The organism is Methylobacterium sp. C33D (assembly GCF_053345825.1).
The window spans coordinates 1-16,433 of sequence record NZ_JBKFAV010000029.1; the positions used below are offsets into that span (position 1 = coordinate 1).

Consider the following 16,433-nt stretch of genomic DNA (forward strand, 5'->3'; position numbering starts at 1 on the left):
GCGGCGTGCGGGTGCGGACGATGACGCTGCCGGACGCCTACCAGGACCACGACAGCCCCGAGAAGATGTACGCCGAGGCCGGCCTCGACGCCAAGACCATCGTCAAGACAGCCCTCGACACGCTGCCCGAGCGGAAGGATAGCCGGTCGCGCCTGCGGCTCGCCTGATCGGGCGTCCCGGCCTCGCGGCGCCGCCGGCTCGGGCGGCGCCCGGTCGGCCGCGCGCGACCAACCGTGACGCCCCCGGCCCCGGCCGTCTTGCCGGCGCGCGCGATCCTCCGCATATCGCCGGCACGGGGTGAGGGCGCGCGGCGCCTTCCGAACCCCCGGGTGAGCCTGTCGCACCGCGCCGACACGGGGACGAACGAGCGGATGACCTCCGAGAAACTGCGCCTGGGCGTCAACATCGATCACGTCGCGACCGTCCGCAACGCCCGCGGCGGCGACTATCCGGACCCGGTGCGGGCGGCCCTGCTCGCCGTCGAGGCGGGCGCCGATGGCATCACCGCGCATCTCCGCGAGGACCGGCGCCACATCCGCGACACCGACATCGCGGCGCTGAAGCGCGGCCTGTCCGTGCCGCTCAATTTCGAGATGGCCGCCACCGACGAGATGGTGGCGATCGCGCTCGACACCCGCCCGCACGCCGCCTGCCTCGTCCCGGAGAAGCGCGAGGAGCGCACCACCGAGGGCGGCCTCGACATCGTCGGCGGCCGCGCGCACCTCGCGCCGCGCATCCGCGCCCTCGCGGAGGCCGGCATCCGCGTCTCGCTGTTCGTCGAGCCCGAGCCCGCGATCATGGACGCCGCACGCGCCCTCGGGGCGCCCGTGGTCGAGCTGCACACCGGCAGCTACTGCGAGGCGGCGCTGGAGGACGACGACGCCCGGACCGCGCGCGAGCTCGCCCGCATCCGGCGCGCGGCGGAGCACGGGGCCGGCCTCGGCCTCGAGATCCACGCGGGCCACGGGCTCACCCTCGGCAGCGTCGGGCCGGTGGCGGCCCTGCCGCAGATCCGGGAACTGAACATCGGCCACTCGCTGATCGCCGACGCGATCTTCGTGGGGCTCGACCGGGCGGTGCGCGACATGCGGGCCGCCATGGATCGGGCGCGGCACCCATGATCGTCGGGATCGGCTCGGATCTCTGCGACATCCGCCGGATCGCCCGGACCCTGGAGCGGCACGGCGAGCGCTTCACCCACAGGGTCTTCACCGACGGGGAGCGGGCCCGCTGCGACCGGCGGGCCGCCCGCGCCGAGGGCTACGCCCGCCGCTTCGCCGCGAAGGAAGCCTGCGCCAAGGCACTCGGCACCGGCCTCAGCGCGGGCGTGTTCTGGCGCGACATGGAGGTCGTGAACCTGCCCTCCGGGCAGCCGACCCTGCGGCTCGCGGGCGGCGCGGCGGAGCGGCTCGCCGGACTCCTGCCGGCCGGGCACGCGGCGCGGCTGCACGTGAGCCTCACGGACGATCCGCCGATGGCGCAAGCCTTCGTGATCATCGAAGCCTTGCCGGTCCCCGTCGCCGGTTGAGGCCGGGGTCGCGGATTAGCCAGCGGCGGTCGCGCGTTGCGGGGGGCTCGCGCATGGTCTAGACCGCCGATCACGGTGGACACGATTGCGGCGCATTCCTCGGGACAACCGCACATCAGGCCGCGCGCGGCGGGGCCGCGCCCCGCGGATCGCGGGCGATGAACCTCAACCGAAGACGGAACGCGCGCGTGGATTACGACGGCAAGCCGCTCAGGAAACCTGCCGAGACCGGCACCTGGGCCAGCATCCGCGAGACGCTGAAGGTCGGCATCCAGGCGCTGCTGATCGCCCTGGTGGTGCGGACGCTGCTGTTCCAGCCGTTCAACATCCCGTCCGGCTCGCTGGTGCCGACCCTGCTGATCGGCGATTACCTGTTCGTTTCGAAATATTCCTACGGATACTCCAAGTATTCGCTGCCGCTGTCGGAATACATTCCGATCCAGGCCGACGGCCGGATCTGGGGCGCCGACCCGAAGCGCGGCGACATCGCGGTGTTCAAGCTGCCCAAGGACAACTCGACCGACTACATCAAGCGCGTGATCGGCCTGCCGGGCGACAAGATCCAGATGATCGACGGCGTGCTCAACATCAACGGCAAGGCGGTCAAGCGTGAGCGGATCGCCGATTACGAGACCACCGATCCCTACGGCCAGCCGACCAAAGTGCCGCAGTACCTGGAGACCCTGCCCAACGGCGTGGTCCACCGGGTGATCGAGCGCGACGGCGACAACGGCTTCTGGGACAAGACCGAGCTGTACACGGTCCCGCCCGGTCACTTTTTCATGATGGGCGACAACCGCGACAACTCCACCGATTCGCGCGATCTCGCCAATGTCGGCTACGTGCCGTTCGCCAACCTGGTCGGGCGCGCCGAGATGATCTTCTTCTCGATCGACGAGGGTACGCCGGCCTGGCAGGTCTGGAACTGGCCGGCCCACGTGCGCTGGTCGCGCCTGTTCACGACGATCCATTGACCGGCCCGGACTTGGACGACGCCGCGCAGCCCCGGGCCAACGCCCGATCCCGGCGGGCCCACAAGCCGCGCCCGCCCCTGACCGCGCTCGAGGAGCGGATCGGGCACAGCTTCGGCGATCAGGACCTCCTCACCCGCGCGCTGACTCACACCAGCAAGGCGAGCGGCCGCGGCGGCAGCTACCAGCGCCTCGAATTCCTCGGCGACCGGGTGCTCGGGCTCGCGGTCGCCGACCGCCTCTACGGCGCCTTCCCGGAGGCCGACGAGGGCGACCTCTCCCGGCGCCTGGCCGCCCTCGTCCGGCGCGAGACCTGCGCAGCCGTGGCCGCCTCCTGGGAGGTCGGCCCGCACCTGATCCTCGGCCAGGGCGAGGTCATGGGCGGCGGCCGGCGCAACCAGACGATCCTGGCCGACGTCTGCGAGGCGATCCTGGGCGCGATCTACCTCGATGCCGGGTTCGACGCCGCCCGCGCGGTGGTCGAGGCGCATTTCCGCCCCGGCGAGCCGACCGCGGCGGCGCGGGGCCGCGACGCCAAATCCGCTCTGCAGGAATGGGCCATGGGCCGCAGCCTGCCGATCCCCACCTACGCGGTGGTGGAGCGCACCGGTCCGGACCACGCTCCCCGGTTCCGGATCGCCGTGCAGGTCGAGGGTCTGGAACCCGGTCTCGGTGACGGCACGTCGAAGCGGATCGCCGAGCAGGCCGCCGCCCGGGCCCTGATGGAGCGGGAGGGGATCGGGGCCTCCGCGGATGCGGAGCCGACGGAGACAGCATGAGCGCGCACGAGCAGGACGATCACGACGCGCAGGACGGGCCCGACGCGGCGCCGCCCCGGGAGCCCGCGCGCGACCCGTCCACCCTTCCCGGCACGCCCGCCGACGCCCGGGCCGGTTTCGTCGCGCTGATCGGCGTGCCGAATGCCGGCAAGTCGACCCTGCTCAACAACCTCGTCGGCACCAAGGTCTCGATCGTCTCCCGCAAGGTCCAGACGACCCGGGCCCTCGTGCGGGGCATCCTCATCGAGGGCTCGGCCCAGGTCGTGCTGGTCGATACGCCCGGCATCTTCGCGCCCAAGCGCCGCCTCGACCGCGCGATGGTCCACTCGGCCTGGAGCGGCGCGGCCGACGCCGACGCCGTCTGCCTGCTGGTCGACGCGCGCAAGGGTGTCGACCCGGAAGTGGAGGCGGTGCTCGGCCGGCTCGGCGAGGTGAAGCGCGAGAAGCTCCTGATCCTCAACAAGATCGACCTCATCCCGCGCGAGCGTCTGCTCGATCTCGCCGCCAAGCTCAACGCCGCCGCGCCCTTCGCCGAGACCTTCATGATCTCCGCGCTCAACGGCGACGGCGTGGCCGACCTGCGCCGGGCGCTGGCCGCCCGCATGCCGGCGGGCCCGTGGCTGTACCCGGAGGATCAGGTCTCGGACGCGCCCCTGCGCATGCTCGCCGCCGAGATCACCCGGGAGAAGATCTACGACCGGTTGCACGAGGAGCTGCCCTACCGCTCCACGGTCGAGACCGACCAGTGGCAGATCCGGCCCGACGGCTCGGTGCGGATCGAGCAGACGATCTTCGTCGAGCGGGAGAGCCAGCGCTCGATCGTGCTCGGCAAGGGCGGCCAGACCATCCGGTCGATCGGCCAGGCGGCCCGCGTCGAGATCGCCGAGGCGGCCGACGCCAAGGTCCACCTGTTCCTGCACGTGAAGGTGCGGGAGAACTGGGCCGACGACCCGGCCCGCTACCGCGAGATGGGACTGGAATTCCCGCGGGGCTGACGCGGCGGGACCCGCGCGGGAGGCTGGGCTTCCGGGCCGGTTCCGGTATAAACGCGGTGTTCCCCCCGGATGAACCGAGTCGGGCGCGGGTTTACCCCGCTCCGCCGCGGATTCGCGTTCCGGAATCGGCACTCCAAATCTCGAATTGTCTATGCGCCATGCCGTCTACGGCCTGCCGCCGGTGGACCTCGCCGAGGTCCCAGGCGACGCCGTCCAGCTTTCCCCCATGATTCCCGGCGCCGCGCGGCTCGAGGATCTCGCCGAGAACAGCCTCGACTCGGCCACCGTGCTCGCACCGCCCGGAACGGTCGAGCGGCGCTACGTGCTGGCCCAGGTGCTGCGCGCCCTCGGGCCGGGCGGCCGCATGGTCGCCCTGGCGCCGAAGGATCGCGGCGGCACACGCCTCGCCAAGGAGCTGACGACCTTCGGCTGCGCGGCCGCCGACCAGCCGCGCCGGCACCACCGGATCTGCACGGCGGAGCGCCCGACGGCGCCGGCCGGCCTCGCCGAGGCGATCGACGAGGGCGGCCCGCGCCACGTCGACAACCTCGCCCTGTGCACGCAGCCCGGCATCTTCTCGTGGGACCGGCTCGATCCCGGCACGGCGCTGCTGCTGGCGAACCTCCCGGCCCTCAAGGGTCGCGGCGCCGATTTCGGGTGCGGCCTCGGCATCCTGTCGCGGGCCGTCCTGGGGTCCGAGGCCGTGACCGCCCTGACCCTGCTGGAGATCGACCGGCGCGCCGTCGAGATGGCCCGCCGCAACGTTGCCGACCCGCGGGCGACGATTCTCTGGGCGGATATCCGGGCGTCCGGCGCCGTGCCGGACCACCTCGATTTTGTCGTCACGAACCCGCCGTTCCACGAGGGCGGGAGCGAGGATCAGGCGCTCGGCCGGGCCTTCATCGCGCGGGCCGCCGAGGCCCTGCGCCCCGGCGGGGCGCTGTGGCTCGTGGCCAACGCGCATCTGCCCTACGAGGCGAGCCTGCGCGAGGCGTTCCGACACGTCGCGGTGACCGTCCAGGCGAACGGCTACCGGGTCTACGAGGCCCGCCGGTGAGCGCGCCGTTTCCATGAGCGCGGCGCGATCCGTCCGCCTGGACAAGCTCCTCGCCAATCTCGGCTACGGCTCCCGCCGCGAGATCCAGGCGCTCGCCCGCGCCGGCGCGATCCGCCTCGACGGCGCGGAGCTGGCGGATGCCGGCGACCGGATCGCCCTCGCGCCGGACCTGCCGGAGCGCCTCACGATCGACGGCGAGGCCCTCGACCCGCTCCCCGGCCTGTGCCTGATGCTGCACAAGCCGCTGGGCGTGACCTGCTCCCACAAGGAGGCGGGCCCGCTGGTCTACGGGCTGCTGCCCGAGCGCTGGCGCCGCCGCGACCCGCCGCTCTCCACGGTCGGGCGCCTCGACAAGGAGACCTCGGGCCTGCTGCTGCTGACCGACGACGGGGCGCTCCTGCACCGGATCATCAGCCCGAAGGCCCAGGTGGCGAAGCGCTACCGCGTGACCCTCGACCGGCCGCTGACCGGCCGCGAGGCGGAGGTGTTCGCCGCGGGCACGCTCGTGCTGGAGGGCGAGGAGCGCCCGCTCCTGCCGGTGCGGCTCGACGTCGAGGATGCCACGCGCTGCGCGGTGACGCTGACGGAGGGCCGCTACCACCAGGTCCGCCGGATGTTCGCCGCCGTCGGTAACCACGTCGCGGCGCTGCACCGGGATCGGATCGGCGGTCTCGCTCTGCCGGCGGACCTGCCGGCGGGGGCGTACCGGGTGATAACGGCCGACGATGTGGCGGCGGTGTTCGCGGGCGGGTGATCCGGGCGGCGCGCCTGTCAGTGCAGAGCCCGGGCGAGGGCAACGACCGCGCCGATGACAGCGAGTGTCTGGAAGCCGATCAGGCCCGCCACCCAGCGCACGATCGCGGACCGCGTATCCGCCAGCTCGGCGCGCAGATCCGCCTTCGTGACGAGATCGCCCTGCAACGCTTCCGCCATGGCGTCGGCCAAGCTCTCCGCCTGCTCCGGGGAGAGCTTGGCCTTCTCCCGGAGGGTCCGGGCGAATTTCAGGGTGTCGCATGCGACCGCCGCCATGGTCCGAAGTATCGCGAGGCGAGGCCGTGTCTTGCAAGCGGTCTGAACGCAGGCTGTGATTCAGGGATGGCCAGCGCCGCCCCGCCGCACCTTGCCTTCGGACCCGCCCTCTGCTAAGCGCCCGCCCATCCCACACGCGGAGCCGGCCTCATGCCTGAATGAGGCGTTTCCGGTGGTCGTCCGAACTCTCGGCCGACCGCATCCCTCCGCGGCGGATATAACCGGAGAGCACAAGAGCCATGGCCGTCGATTTCTCTATGCGTCAGCTCCTCGAGGCGGGCGCCCATTTCGGTCACCAGTCCCACCGCTGGAACCCGAAGATGCAGCCGTACATCTTCGGCACCCGCAACAACATCCACATCATCGACCTCGCCCAGACCGTGCCGGCGCTGCACCAGGCGCTGCAGGCGGTGAGCGACACCGTCGCCAAGGGCGGCCGCGTGCTGTTCGTCGGCACCAAGCGCCAGGCGGCCGACACGATCGCCGAGGCGGCCAAGCGCTCGGCCCAGTACTACGTCAACTCCCGCTGGCTGGGCGGCATGCTCACCAACTGGAAGACCATCTCGGGCTCGATCTCGCGCCTGCGCAAGGTCACCGAGACGCTGGAGACCGGCGGCCCGGGCCTGACCAAGAAGGAGCGCCTGATGCTCTCCCGTGAGAAGGAGAAGCTCGAGAAGGCGCTCGGCGGCATCAAGGACATGGGCGGCGTCCCGGACCTGCTGTTCGTGATCGACACCAACAAGGAGCAGCTGGCGATCAAGGAGGCGAACCGCCTCGGCATCCCGGTCGCCGCCATCGTCGACACCAACTGCAACCCGGACGGCATCAGCTACATCGTCCCGGCCAACGACGACGCCGGCCGCGCGATCGCGCTGTACTGCGACCTGATCGCCAAGGCCGCCATCGACGGCATCTCGCGCGCCCAGGGCTCGTCGGGCATGGACCTCGGCGCCTCCGAGGAGCCGATGGCCGAGGAGCTGCCGGCGAACGACGACGCGGCCGTCACGGTCGAGTCCGACGCCCTCGACCCGGCCGACGTGGCGATGCTCGCCGAGTCGACCGAGCACTTCGAGCTGCTCGCCGCCCCGCGCGGCGCGCCGGACGACCTGACCAAGCTCAACGGCGCCGGCCCGCAGATCGTGCAGAAGCTCAACGACGCCGGCATCTACCACTACTGGCAGCTCGCCGCGATGACCCCCGAGGACGTCGCCAAGGTCGATGCCGACCTGAAGCTCAACGGCCGCATCGACCGCGATTCGTGGGTCTCGCAGGCCCGCGGCTTCGTCGAGGCCGCCGCCGCGGCCTGATCTAACGGGGCTTCGCGGCGGCATCGTCATCGGGCCGTCGCGAATCCAGGCATACCGGGCCCGGCCGCTCACCCGCGCGCCGGGCCTCTCGCATCCAGACCACACGAAAGGGACCGCCATGGCCAACATCACCGCCGCGATGGTGAAGGAGCTCCGGGAGAAGACCGGCGCCGGCATGATGGACTGCAAGGGCGCGCTCAACGAGACGCAGGGCGACATCGAGGCCGCCGTCGACTGGCTGCGCAAGAAGGGGCTCGCCAAGGCCGCCAAGAAGGCCGGCCGCGTCGCCGCCGAGGGCCTCGTCGCCGTCGAGTCCGCCGGTCACCACGCCGCCGTGGTCGAGGTGAACTCCGAGACCGACTTCGTCGCCCGCAACGACGCCTTCCAGGCCTTCGCCCGCGAGGCCGCCAAGATCGCCCTGAACACCGACGGCACGCTCGAGGGTCTCCAGAACGCCCACTTCCCGGGCGCCACCGAGACCGTCTCGGAGAAGCTGCAGGCCCTGATCGCCACGATCGGCGAGAACATGAACCTGCGCCGCGTCACCAAGCTCGAGGTCAAGAAGGGCGTCATCGCCTCCTACGTGCACAACCAGATCTCCGAGGGCCTCGGCAAGATCGGCGTGCTCGTGGCGCTCGAGTCCGAGGGCGACGTCGACGCGCTCTCGGCCCTGGGCCGCCAGATCGCCATGCACATCGCGGCGACCAACCCGGTGGCGCTGGACGCCTCGGGCGTCGATGCCGCCACGGTGGAGCGCGAGTCGAACATCCTGCGCGAGAAGAACGCCGGCAAGCCGGACCACGTGATGGCCAAGATCGTCGAGAGCGGCCTGAAGAGCTACTACAAGGAGGTCACCCTCCTCGAGCAGCCCTTCGTGCACGACGGCTCCAAGACCGTGAGCCAGGTCCTCAAGGAGGCCGGCTCCAAGGTCGGCGGCCCCGTGACCCTGACGGGCTTCGTCCGCTACGCGCTGGGCGACGGCATCGAGAAGGAAGAGGGTCCGGACTTCGCCACCGAGGTCGCCCAGCAGGCCGGCCGCGCCTGAGACCTTACGCGGTCCGCCCGTCCGGCCGGGCCGTCGTGAGATCAGCCCCGTCCGGCGCGAGCCGGGCGGGGCTTCTCGTTTCCGGGGTCGCCCGGTCGATCGGCGCCGGGACGTGCTGCGCCGCACAGTCCGCTGTGCGCCGCCGCGCCAGGTTCCTGGCATGCCTCTGAAGCCCTTCTCTTACCTCATGATCGGCGTGTTCGCCTCCGGCCTCGCCATGACCGTCTTCGGCGCCGTCGGCGTCCTGGCCGGCAGCTGAGAACGGGCGCCGCTCCGGACCCGGACCGTACCGGCGGCGCAGACGTCCTCCCCGGGCACGCGTCTCTCACACATCGCTCGCGCGCCGGTAGCATTTCGGCCCACGATCCCCGCCGGATCGGTGCCGGGGCTCTCGACGGCGCTCGGGCGGTTGACGTAGAAGCCTCCCCGCTCACGCGATGCGGGATGGAGCCGGGGGCCCAGATGCCGGAGACGACGCCGTTTCGCCGTATCCTCGTGAAGCTGTCGGGCGAGGCGCTCGCCGCTCCGGACGGCTACTGGTTGCATCCGCCGACGCTGGCGGCGCTCGCCGAGGACATAGCCCGCACGATCGAGTCCGGCGCCGAGATCGCCATCGTGGTGGGCGGCGGCAACATGATCCGCGGGGCGCGGATCTCCGCGGCCGGCTGGATCGACCGGGCGACCGGGGATTCGCTCGGCATGATGGCCACGGTGATGAACTCGCTGGCGATCGAGACGGCGCTCAACGCCGCGGGCGTCCAGGCGCGGACCATGTCGGCGGTGTCGATGCCGACCATCTGCGAGACCTACGCCCGCCAGCCGGCCCTGCACCATCTGGACAAGGGCCAGGTCGTCGTCCTCGCCGGCGGCACCGGCAACCCGTTCTTCACCACCGACACCGCCGCTGTGCTGCGCGCCGCCGAGCTGCGCTGCGACGCGGTCCTCAAGGCGACGCAGGTGGACGGGGTCTACTCGGCGGACCCGAAGAAGGATCCGAGCGCGACGCGCTACGACCGCATCACCCACGACGAGGCGATCGCGCGCGACCTGAAGGTGATGGACACCGCCGCCTTCGCGCTGGCCCGGGAGAGCCGCCTGTCGATCGTGGTCGGCTCGCTCCACCCGCCGAGCTCGATCGCCGCGATCCTGTCGGGCGACGCGCCCTCGACCCTCGTGGCGCCCTGACGCGGCAGCAGAAACGGCGCCGCGACCGTTTGCGGCCCTGAAAAAATTCGTCCATTGAGGCCGCGACTGCCCGCGCCGGGCTCAAGACCACGTCAGACGTCTCGGGACGACCCTCATGGCCACACCGGAATTCGATCTCAACGACATCAAGCGCCGCATGCAGGGCGCCGTCGCCTCGCTCTCGAAGGATCTCGGCTCGCTGCGCACCGGGCGCGCGACGCCGTCGCTCCTCGACCCGATCCAGGTCGACGCCTACGGCTCGATGATGCCGATGGCCCAGGTCGCCACCGTCAGCGTGCCGGAGCCCCGGCTCCTGTCGATCTCGGTCTGGGACCGCAGCATGGTCACGGCCGTCGAGAAGGCGATCCGCGAATCCGACCTCGGCCTCAACCCGCAGACCGAGGGGCAGACCATCCGGCTCCGCATCCCCGAGATGAACGAGCAGCGCCGCAAGGAGATGGTCAAGGTCGCCCACAAGTACACCGAGGAGGCCCGCGTCGCCGTGCGCCACGTGCGCCGCGACGGTCTCGACCACCTCAAGAAGCTCCTGAAGGACAGCGCCATCTCGGAGGATGACGAGAAGCGTCAGGCCACCGACGTTCAGAAGGCGACCGACCAGTACATCGCCGAGATCGACGGCGTGCTGGCGTCCAAGGAGAAGGAGATCATGCAGGTCTGAGGCGCGGGACGGGACGCGCGTGACCTCCGCCGCCGCACCGGCCGCGCGTCCCTCGGGACGGCGCGAGCTGTGGCTGCGCGTCGCCTCGGGCCTCGTCCTCGGGGCCGGCGTGCTGGCCGCCTTGGTCTATGGTGGCTGGCCCTTCGCGGGGATCTGGCTCGCCGCCGGCATCGTCGGCTTCGCCGAGTGGATGGTGATGAGCCGCACCGAGCCCCGCGAGGTGCTGATCGCGCTGGGTGCGGCGACGCTCGGCGCCCTGCTGCTCTGCCAGCGCGGCGGCGCCCCGACGCCGGCCTGCCTCGCGGTCCTGCTGCTCGGCGCGGCGGCCTGCGCCACGGTCGCGCGGACCGGCCGGGGCCGGCTCCGCGCCTTCCTCGGGGTGCTCGGCGCGGCCGCGATCGCGGCCGTGCCGGTGGCCCTGCGCGACGACCCCGCCATCGGTCTCGTCGGGCCGGCCTGGATGTTCGCGGTGGTCTGGTCCACCGACATCGCGGCCTACTTCGCCGGCCGGAAGATCGGCGGCCCCAAGCTGATGCCCCGGGTCTCGCCCAACAAGACGTGGTCGGGCGCCCTCGGCGGCCTCGTCGGCGCGGTCGTCGCCGGGACGCTGGTCCCGGTCGTCGCCGACCTCGCCGGCATGACCCTGCCCAGTGCCGCCTCGCTCCCGGTCGTGGCGGGCGTGAGCGCGCTCGCCTCGGTCCTGAGCCAGGCCGGCGACCTGATCGAGTCCGGCCTGAAGCGCCGTTACGGCGTCAAGGACTCGGGCAAGATCATCCCGGGCCACGGCGGCGTCATGGACCGGCTCGACGGATTCTTCGCGGTCGCCGTGCTCGCGGCCCTCTATCTCGCCCTGCGCGGGGGCGGTCTGATCCCGTGACGATGAGGGAGTTCAACCCGTGACCCAGGTCGTCACCGTCTTCGGCGCCACCGGCTCGATCGGCCGCTCCACCGCCGACCTCCTGGCGCAGCACGCCGACCGGTTCCGCGTCGGCGCCCTGGTGGGCGGCAAGGATCCCGTCGCCCTGGCCAAGGTCGCCCGCGAGCTCGACGCCTCCTTCGCGGCGCTCGCCGACGAGGCCGCCGGCCCGGCGCTGGCCGAGGCCCTGTCGGGCTCCGGCATCCCGAACGGGGCGGGGGAGGCGGCCGTCATGGAGGCCGCCGCCCGCGACGCCGACATCGTCGTGGCCGCCGTGAGCGGCGCGGCGGGCCTGAAATCGACCCACGCCGCCCTGCGCCTGGGCCGCAAGGTCGCGCTCGCCAACAAGGAGAGCCTCGTCTGCGCCGGCGACGCCTTCATGCGCGACGCCGCCCGCTACGGCGCCACGATCCTGCCGATGGATTCCGAGCACGACGCGCTGAGCCAGGCGCTGGCCGGCCGGCCGCTCGCCGACGTCCGCACCATGATGATCACGGCCTCGGGCGGCCCGTTCCGGACCTGGACGCGCGAGCGGATCGCCGCCGCCTCCGCGGCCGAGGCCGCCGCCCATCCGACCTGGTCGATGGGCATGAAGATCAACATCGATTCGGCGAGCCTGATGAACAAGGGGCTCGAGCTGATCGAGGCGCACCACCTGTTCGGCATCGAGCCCGAGCGCCTCGACGTGGTCGTGCACCCGCAATCGGTGATCCACGGCATGGTCTACTGGCTCGACGGGGCGGTGACCGCCGAGCTGGCGCTGCCCGACATGCGCGTGCCGATCTCGCACTGCCTCGGCCTCGGCGACCGGCTGACCATCGAGCGGGGCCGGCCCCTCGACCTCGTCAAGCTCGGTTCGCTGACCTTCGAGGCCGCGGACGAGGCGCGCTTCCCGTGCCTGCGGATCGCCCGCGCGGCCCTGGCCGCGGGCGGCGCCGCGCCTACCGTGATGAACGCCGCCAACGAGATCGCGGTGGCGGCCTTCATCGCCGGCCGGATCGGCTTCTACGGGATCAGCGATCTGGTCGAGCGTGCCTGCACCCACTTCGCCGGCCAGTACCGGACGGCGCCCGCCGACGTCGACGAGGCGCTCGCCATCGACGCCCACGTGCGGATCTGGAGCGCCGAGGCCCTGCCGGAACTGCGCGCCGCCGGCTGAACCCGGTCATTGCGAGCGCAGTGACGTTTCCCGCCTGAGCCGCGCCTCAGCGCGCGGGGCCGTACCCGGCCAGGAACACCCGCACTGCCTCGTCGACCTGATGGCGCATCTCGGCCTCACCGGCGATGCCGCCCGCCGCGAACAGCAGGCGGGTCAGCAGACCCGCCTGGCAGAGATGCAGGAAGTGCCGGGCCGCGAGCTCGGTGTCGGCGATCGTCAGGCGTCCCGCCTGGACCTGCGCGTCGAGGTAGCGCGAGAGTCGCTCGACGCCGCGGGCCGGACCGGCCTGGTAGTAGACCTGCCCGAAGCGCGGAAACTTCTCGCTCGCGCCGATGACCATGCGGACCAGCGAGACGTGCGCCGGCCGGCACATCTCGGTCAGGAAGCTGCTTCCGAGCCGCGTCAGGACGCCCGGCACGTCGGGATCGTCCGCGTCCAGGGTGAACAATGCCTCGGCGAGGCTGGCCTTCTCCTGGATCGCCAGCGCCTCGAACAGGTCCTCCTTGTTCTCGAAGTAGACGTAGAGCGTGCCCTTGGAGACGCCGGCCGCGCGGGCGATCTCGCCCATGCTCGCGCCGTCAAACCCCGCCGCGAGGAACACCGTCCGCGCGCCCTCGAGGATCTGCTGCCGCTTGTCGCCCTCGTGCTGGGCCTGACCCCGCTCCAGCGCCGCACCCTGAGCCATCATCCCGCTCCGCACCGTGACACCGTCACGCTTGACCGAACCGTTCGGTCAAAATAACCTGCGGCTTCTTCGGGGGCGCGTCAAGCCGCTCCCCGTCATTGACCGAACGGTTCGGTCATCGATGTCGAGGCGCTTCAATGTCCCTTCGCGAGGACGCCGATCGGCCGAGTTCCGGTCTCGAGACCCGCATCGAGGCCGGGGACGAGCCGCGTGCCGAGCGCTCCGCGCCGCCCGCGCCGGCCCCCGCCGCGGCGGCTCTGCCGACGCCCATGCCGGCCGAGGCGCCGCCCGCCTGCAAGCGCTCCGTGAAGCGGCTCGTCCTGCTCGGGCTGCTCACGGCCGCCCTGGGCGGCGGCGCCTATCAGGGATGGCAGTGGTGGACCGTCGGGCGGTTCTTCGTCTCGACCGACGACGCCTACGTCCAGGCCGACATCTCGGTCCTCGCGGCCAAGATCCCGGGCTATCTCCAGTCGGTCCCGGTGGTGAACGGCCTCGCGGTGAAGAAGGGCGACGTCATCGCCAAGCTCGACGACGGCGACTACCGCCTCGCGCTGCAGGCGGCGCAGGACAAGCTCGCCACCCAGGAGAGCACCATCGCGCGGATCGGCCGGCAGGCCGAGGCGGCGCAGGCGCAGGTCGCCCAGGCCGCCGCGCAGCTCGACGCGACCCGTGCCGACGCCGTCCGCGCCCAGGCCGACTTCGCCCGGTCGACGCAGATGCAGGCGGATTACGTCGCCAAGTCGCGCATCGACCAGACCCGCGCCGATCGCGACCGCACCGAAGCCTCCGTGAAGGCCATGGAGGCCGGACTCCTCGCGGCCCGCGCCAACGTCGACGTGCTCCAGGCGCAGAAGCGCGAGGCGGAGAGCCTCGCGGCGGAGCTCCGCACCGCCGTCGACCGGGCCCGGCGCGACCTCGACTTCACGGCGATCCGCGCGCCCTTCGACGGGGTGGTCGGCAACAAGGCGGTCGAGGCCGGCGCCTATGTCGGGCCCGGCACGCGGATCGCCGCGCTGGTGCCGCTCCAGAGCGTCCGGATCGACGCGAACTTCAAGGAGACCCAGGTCGAGCGCATGCGTCCCGGCCAGCCCGTGACCGTGACGGTCGACGCCTATCCGGACCGCGAGATCCACGCCGTGGTGGAATCGTTCTCGCCGGCCTCCGGCTCGGTGTTCAGCCTGCTGCCGCCCGACAACGCCACCGGCAACTTCACCAAGATCGTCCAGCGCCTGCCCGTCCGGGTGCGCGTGCCCGAAGAGGTCGCCCGCGAGGGCCTGCTGCGGCCGGGCCTGTCGGCGGTGGTGCGGGTCGACACCCGCACCGGCGCGGACCGCTCCGTCCTGGACCGCGCCTCCGCGCCGCGGCCGGTCAGCACCGCGAGCCGCTGAGACCGGTCATGGCCGCCAGCGCCGCCCTCGCGCCCGGCGCGCCGACCCGCGCCGCCGAGCCGCCCCTCGACCGCCGCCGCATGGTGGCGTTCGTCTGCATGGTCTTCGGCATGTTCATGGCGATCCTGGACATCCAGATCGTCTCGGCCTCCCTGAACGAGATCCAGGCCGGGCTCTCGGCCTCCGGCGACGAGATCCCCTGGGTCCAGACCAGCTACCTGATCGCCGAGGTCATCTCGATCCCGCTCTCCGGCACGCTGTCGCGGGTGCTCTCGACGCGCTGGATGTTCGCCATCTCGGCGGGCGGCTTCACCCTGATGAGCCTGATGTGCGCCACCTCCTCGTCGATCGGCGAGATGATCGTCTGGCGGGCGCTCCAGGGCTTCATCGGCGGCGGCATGATCCCGACCGTCTTCGCCGCGGCCTTCACGATCTTCCCGCCCTCGAAGCGGACGATCGTCTCGCCGATGATCGGTCTGGTGGCCACGCTGGCGCCGACGATCGGGCCGACCGTCGGCGGCTACCTGACCGACCTGATGTCCTGGCACTGGCTGTTCCTGATCAACGTCGTGCCGGGCATCTTCGTGACGGTCTCGACCTGGATCCTGGTCGATTTCGACGAGCCCAATTACGGCCTGATCAGATCGTTCGACTGGGCCGGCCTCGCCTTCATGGCCGGCTTCCTCGGCTGCCTCGAATACGTGCTGGAGGAGGGCCCGAACCACGACTGGCTGCAGGACGAGGCGGTCTTCGCCTGCGCGATCGTCTGCGCGACGTCGGCCCTGCTGTTCTTCTGGCGGGTCTTCACGGCGAAGCAGCCGATCGTCGATCTGAGGGCCTTCTCGGACCGGAACTTCGCCAGCGGCTGCGTGGCCAGCTTCGTGCTGGGCATCGGCCTCTACGGGCTGACCTACATCTACCCAGTCTACCTCGCCCGGGTGCGCGGGTACTCGGCGCTGATGATCGGCGAGACGATGTTCGTCTCCGGCCTGTGCATGTTCGCCACCGCCCCCATCGCCGGCCGGCTCTCGGGCAAGGTCGATCCCCGCATCATGATGGGGATCGGCTTCGTCGGCTTCGCCTGCGGCACGTGGATCGTCACCGGACTCACCAAGGACTGGGACTTCTACGAGCTGCTGCTGCCGCAGGTCCTGCGCGGCTGCTCGCTGATGCTGTGCATGATCCCGATCAACAACATCGCGCTGGGCACGCTGCCGCCGGCGCGGATGAAGAACGCGTCTGGCCTGTTCAACCTGACCCGCAACCTCGGCGGCGCGGTCGGGCTCGCGCTGATCAACACGATCCTCAACGACCGCTGGGACCTGCACCTCGCCCGGCTCCACGAGCGCTTCACCTGGGCCAACACGGCCGCGCTGGAGCGCCTCGACGCGCTGCAGCGCGGCTTCGACGCCTACGGCAGCGCCGCCTCCGACATGGCCCTGAAGGCGATGACCAACACGGTGCGCATCCAGGGCCTCGTCATGGCCTTCGAGGACGTGTTCCTGGCCCTCACCGTCCTGTTCCTCGCGATGGCCTGCGCGGTCCCCATGATCCGGCGGCCGAATGCCGGCGCGGGCGGAGGCGGCGGCCACTGACGGGCGGGACCTGCCGCGCGCGGCCGGCCGGTGCGGAATCGGACGGCGCGTGCGACCTTCCGCGGCCGGCCCGCAGGATTGCGTTGGCGGTCGGCACCGCCGATCTGCTAGACAG

The 16,433-nt window shown here is 71.7% G+C and carries 17 protein-coding genes; 15 read left to right on the forward strand and 2 right to left on the reverse strand.

All coding sequences use genetic code 11. From position 1 onward, the window contains the following. The first annotated feature begins 371 nt into the window (after positions 1-371). From ACLBXO_RS21645 to ACLBXO_RS21675, 7 genes are all read left to right on the forward strand, one after another. Positions 372-1,121 carry a pyridoxine 5'-phosphate synthase gene (locus tag ACLBXO_RS21645; protein ID WP_331318593.1) on the forward strand — a complete coding sequence of 250 codons (750 nt, stop codon included), beginning with the start codon at positions 372-374 and terminating at the stop codon, positions 1,119-1,121. After that, complete coding sequence (gene acpS, locus ACLBXO_RS21650; RefSeq protein WP_331316994.1) at positions 1,118-1,528, forward strand: holo-ACP synthase; 411 nt, start codon at positions 1,118-1,120, stop codon at positions 1,526-1,528. Before ACLBXO_RS21645 ends, acpS begins: the two co-directional genes overlap by 4 nt. A gap of 158 nt (positions 1,529-1,686) precedes the next feature. After that, positions 1,687-2,502: a signal peptidase I gene (gene lepB, locus ACLBXO_RS21655; protein WP_331316995.1), complete on the forward strand. Its 816-nt coding sequence runs from the start codon at positions 1,687-1,689 to the stop codon at positions 2,500-2,502. Continuing rightward, positions 2,499-3,278, forward strand: coding sequence for a ribonuclease III (rnc, locus tag ACLBXO_RS21660; protein ID WP_419539386.1), 780 nt, complete (start codon positions 2,499-2,501; stop codon positions 3,276-3,278). The genes lepB and rnc overlap by 4 nt, the downstream gene beginning before the upstream one ends. Further along, positions 3,275-4,273 (forward strand): GTPase Era, encoded by a 999-nt coding sequence (gene era, locus ACLBXO_RS21665; RefSeq protein ID WP_447686629.1) that lies wholly within the window; start codon positions 3,275-3,277, stop codon positions 4,271-4,273. The genes rnc and era overlap by 4 nt, the downstream gene beginning before the upstream one ends. Positions 4,274-4,424: 151 nt before the next feature. After that, positions 4,425-5,330: a class I SAM-dependent methyltransferase gene (locus ACLBXO_RS21670; RefSeq protein ID WP_447686630.1), complete on the forward strand. Its 906-nt coding sequence runs from the start codon at positions 4,425-4,427 to the stop codon at positions 5,328-5,330. A gap of 13 nt (positions 5,331-5,343) precedes the next feature. After that, positions 5,344-6,084, forward strand: a complete 741-nt coding sequence (locus ACLBXO_RS21675; RefSeq protein ID WP_447686631.1) for a pseudouridine synthase — start codon at positions 5,344-5,346, stop codon at positions 6,082-6,084. Between the two features lie 17 nt (positions 6,085-6,101). Here ACLBXO_RS21675 and ACLBXO_RS21680 read toward each other — a convergent pair whose 3' ends face one another. Further along, a complete protein-coding gene (locus tag ACLBXO_RS21680) occupies positions 6,102-6,359 on the reverse strand; it encodes a hypothetical protein (protein WP_447686632.1) in 258 nt (85 codons plus the stop codon). Positions 6,360-6,598: 239 nt separating this feature from the next. On the opposite strand from ACLBXO_RS21680, the gene ACLBXO_RS21685 reads away from it, so the two are divergent. The 6 genes from ACLBXO_RS21685 to dxr all read left to right on the forward strand — a co-directional run bounded on the left by ACLBXO_RS21685 (position 6,599) and on the right by dxr (position 12,650). After that, positions 6,599-7,666 carry a 30S ribosomal protein S2 gene (locus ACLBXO_RS21685; protein ID WP_331291092.1) on the forward strand — a complete coding sequence of 356 codons (1,068 nt, stop codon included), beginning with the start codon at positions 6,599-6,601 and terminating at the stop codon, positions 7,664-7,666. 118 nt (positions 7,667-7,784) lie between these two features. After that, complete coding sequence (gene tsf / locus ACLBXO_RS21690; protein WP_331317005.1) at positions 7,785-8,711, forward strand: translation elongation factor Ts; 927 nt, start codon at positions 7,785-7,787, stop codon at positions 8,709-8,711. Between the two features lie 462 nt (positions 8,712-9,173). Next, a complete protein-coding gene (pyrH, locus tag ACLBXO_RS21695) occupies positions 9,174-9,896 on the forward strand; it encodes a UMP kinase (protein WP_026604897.1) in 723 nt (240 codons plus the stop codon). A 115-nt stretch (positions 9,897-10,011) separates the two neighbouring features. Then, entirely contained in the window at positions 10,012-10,575 is a 564-nt protein-coding gene (gene frr, locus ACLBXO_RS21700; RefSeq protein WP_012320386.1) for a ribosome recycling factor, read from the forward strand. Between the two features lie 19 nt (positions 10,576-10,594). Continuing rightward, a complete protein-coding gene (locus ACLBXO_RS21705) occupies positions 10,595-11,452 on the forward strand; it encodes a phosphatidate cytidylyltransferase (RefSeq protein WP_447686633.1) in 858 nt (285 codons plus the stop codon). A 19-nt stretch (positions 11,453-11,471) separates the two neighbouring features. Next, positions 11,472-12,650: a 1-deoxy-D-xylulose-5-phosphate reductoisomerase gene (dxr, locus tag ACLBXO_RS21710; protein WP_331317009.1), complete on the forward strand. Its 1,179-nt coding sequence runs from the start codon at positions 11,472-11,474 to the stop codon at positions 12,648-12,650. Positions 12,651-12,696: 46 nt separating this feature from the next. Here the strand turns inward: dxr and ACLBXO_RS21715 are convergent, their stop codons facing one another. Further along, positions 12,697-13,335 carry a TetR/AcrR family transcriptional regulator gene (locus ACLBXO_RS21715; protein ID WP_012320383.1) on the reverse strand — a complete coding sequence of 213 codons (639 nt, stop codon included), beginning with the start codon at positions 13,333-13,335 and terminating at the stop codon, positions 12,697-12,699. A gap of 137 nt (positions 13,336-13,472) precedes the next feature. Between ACLBXO_RS21715 and ACLBXO_RS21720 the strand changes: the two genes are divergently transcribed. Both ACLBXO_RS21720 and ACLBXO_RS21725 read left to right on the forward strand, forming a co-directional pair. Beyond that, positions 13,473-14,723, forward strand: a complete 1,251-nt coding sequence (locus tag ACLBXO_RS21720) for an HlyD family secretion protein (RefSeq protein WP_447686634.1) — start codon at positions 13,473-13,475, stop codon at positions 14,721-14,723. Positions 14,724-14,731: 8 nt separating this feature from the next. Further along, positions 14,732-16,318, forward strand: a complete 1,587-nt coding sequence (locus ACLBXO_RS21725) for a DHA2 family efflux MFS transporter permease subunit (protein WP_447686635.1) — start codon at positions 14,732-14,734, stop codon at positions 16,316-16,318. Positions 16,319-16,433 lie beyond the last annotated feature (115 nt).

Excerpts from the sequence above, each read along its gene's own strand:
- acpS (WP_331316994.1), top strand. The coding sequence starts at position 1,118 with ATGATCGTCGGGATCGGCTCGGATCTCTGCGACATCCGCCGGATCGCC.
- lepB (WP_331316995.1), top strand. The coding sequence starts at position 1,687 with ATGAACCTCAACCGAAGACGGAACGCGCGCGTGGATTACGACGGCAAG.
- ACLBXO_RS21715 (WP_012320383.1), bottom strand. The coding sequence starts at position 13,335 with ATGGCTCAGGGTGCGGCGCTGGAGCGGGGTCAGGCCCAGCACGAGGGC.
- ACLBXO_RS21645 (WP_331318593.1), top strand. The coding sequence starts at position 372 with ATGACCTCCGAGAAACTGCGCCTGGGCGTCAACATCGATCACGTCGCG.
- frr (WP_012320386.1), top strand. The coding sequence starts at position 10,012 with ATGGCCACACCGGAATTCGATCTCAACGACATCAAGCGCCGCATGCAG.
- era (WP_447686629.1), top strand. The coding sequence starts at position 3,275 with ATGAGCGCGCACGAGCAGGACGATCACGACGCGCAGGACGGGCCCGAC.
- ACLBXO_RS21685 (WP_331291092.1), top strand. The coding sequence starts at position 6,599 with ATGGCCGTCGATTTCTCTATGCGTCAGCTCCTCGAGGCGGGCGCCCAT.
- tsf (WP_331317005.1), top strand. The coding sequence starts at position 7,785 with ATGGCCAACATCACCGCCGCGATGGTGAAGGAGCTCCGGGAGAAGACC.
- ACLBXO_RS21680 (WP_447686632.1), bottom strand. The coding sequence starts at position 6,359 with ATGGCGGCGGTCGCATGCGACACCCTGAAATTCGCCCGGACCCTCCGG.
- pyrH (WP_026604897.1), top strand. The coding sequence starts at position 9,174 with ATGCCGGAGACGACGCCGTTTCGCCGTATCCTCGTGAAGCTGTCGGGC.
- ACLBXO_RS21670 (WP_447686630.1), top strand. The coding sequence starts at position 4,425 with ATGCGCCATGCCGTCTACGGCCTGCCGCCGGTGGACCTCGCCGAGGTC.
- ACLBXO_RS21675 (WP_447686631.1), top strand. The coding sequence starts at position 5,344 with ATGAGCGCGGCGCGATCCGTCCGCCTGGACAAGCTCCTCGCCAATCTC.
- ACLBXO_RS21720 (WP_447686634.1), top strand. The coding sequence starts at position 13,473 with ATGTCCCTTCGCGAGGACGCCGATCGGCCGAGTTCCGGTCTCGAGACC.
- ACLBXO_RS21725 (WP_447686635.1), top strand. The coding sequence starts at position 14,732 with ATGGCCGCCAGCGCCGCCCTCGCGCCCGGCGCGCCGACCCGCGCCGCC.